The sequence below is a fragment of the Mycobacterium sp. TH-M15 genome, assembly GCF_057473705.1.
The window spans coordinates 1-1588 of record NZ_JBYCLB010000499.1 but is presented as its reverse complement, the minus strand read 5'-3'; the positions used below and the strand labels follow the sequence as shown (position 1 = coordinate 1588).

The following is a 1588-nucleotide window of genomic DNA, read 5'->3' as shown; positions in this document are numbered from 1 at the left end:
CATCATTGGCGGAAAGCCGTTGCGCGGCATGGCCGATGAGTGTCTCACGGTGATCGGGGTACAGTCCACCGCAGCGGCAGTGGGCCAGCATTACGGGGCGCGCCGCGGCACCGGGATTCTGGACTGCTGGCTAGTGCACGAAAGCGACCGCGCCGATATCGACGGTGTCGCGGTGCAGTCGATACCGCTACTGATGAGCGACCCGAAGGCAACGGCTGACATGGTGAACGCCGGGCTTCAGCTCGCGGGCGTGGCGGCGTGACCGGCCGCTCACAAGAGCACGGCACCGGCTCGACGATCGAGATCCTGCCTGTCGCCGGGCTTCCTGAATTCCGTCCCGGCGACGATCTGAGCGCCGCGATCGCCGCGGCCGCGCCATGGCTGCGCGACGGCGACGTCGTGGTGGTCACCAGCAAGGTCGTCTCCAAGTGCGAGGGTCGGTTGGTGCCGGCCCCCAAAGCTGCTGAGGCCCGAGATGAACTGCGTCGCAAGCTAGTCAACGACGAGGCGGTGCGCGTGCTGGCCCGCAAAGGCCGAACCTTGATCACCGAGAACCGGCTCGGGCTGGTGCAAGCCGCCGCCGGCGTGGACGGATCCAACGTCGGCCGAGGCGAACTCGCGCTGCTACCTGTCAATCCCGACGCCAGCGCCGCGGTGCTGCGCACCGGGTTGTACGAGCGGCTCGGCGTCACCGTCGCCGTGGTCATCACCGACACAATGGGCCGCGCCTGGCGCAACGGTCAGACAGACGTCGCGGTCGGCGCGGCCGGTTTGGCTGTGCTGCACAACTATTCGGGCACCGTCGACCGCTACGGCAACGAGTTAGTGGTCACCGAGATCGCGGTGGCCGACGAAGTCGCGGCCGCCGCCGATCTGGTCAAGGGCAAATTGACCGCGATGCCGGTAGCAGTGGTACGCGGCCTTAACCCGGCTGACGACGGCTCGACCGCCCGGCACCTGCTGCGCGGCGGCGCCGACGACCTGTTTTGGCTCGGTACCGCCGAAGCCCTCCAGCTGGGTCGCCAGCAGGCCCAGCTATTGCGCAGGTCAGTGCGCGCCTTCAGCAAGGAGCCGGTGCCGCCCGAGCTGATCGAAGCGGCCGTGGCCGAGGCGCTGACCGCCCCGGCCCCACACCACACCCGGCCGGTGCGGTTTGTGTGGCTGCACACCCCGGCCGTCCGGACCCGGCTGCTGAACCGGATGGCCGACAAGTGGCGCTTAGATCTCGCCGGTGACGCCGTGCCCGCCGACGCGATAACACGGCGCGTGGCGCGTGGCCAAATCCTCTACGACGCGCCCCAGGTCGTCATTCCCTTCATGGTTCCCGACGGCGCACATGCCTACCCCGACGCCGCCCGCACCGACGCTGAGCGCACCATGTTCACCGTCGCCGTCGGAGCAGCCGTACAAGCCCTGCTGGTCGCGCTGGCGGTGCGCGGGCTGGGGAGCTGCTGGATTGGCTCGACGATTTTCGCCGCCGACCTGGTCCGCGACGAGCTCGAGCTGCCGGCCGACTGGGAGCCGTTGGGCGCCATCGCGATCGGGTACGCCCAGGAGCCGGCCGGGTTGCGCGACCCGGTCGGGGTCG

General features: G+C 69.5%; 1 protein-coding gene and 1 pseudogene. Both read left to right on the top strand.

Features of this window, described 5'->3' with window-relative positions; translation table 11 throughout:
* A pseudogene (locus tag AC2VNT_RS12165) lies at window positions 1–262 on the top strand (2-phospho-L-lactate transferase); the annotation flags it as partial.
* Window positions 259–1588 (top strand): coenzyme F420-0:L-glutamate ligase (locus AC2VNT_RS12160; RefSeq protein WP_486947102.1); only part of this gene is annotated, 1330 nt, incomplete at its 3' end. The pseudogene AC2VNT_RS12165 and the gene AC2VNT_RS12160, both read left to right, overlap by 4 nt.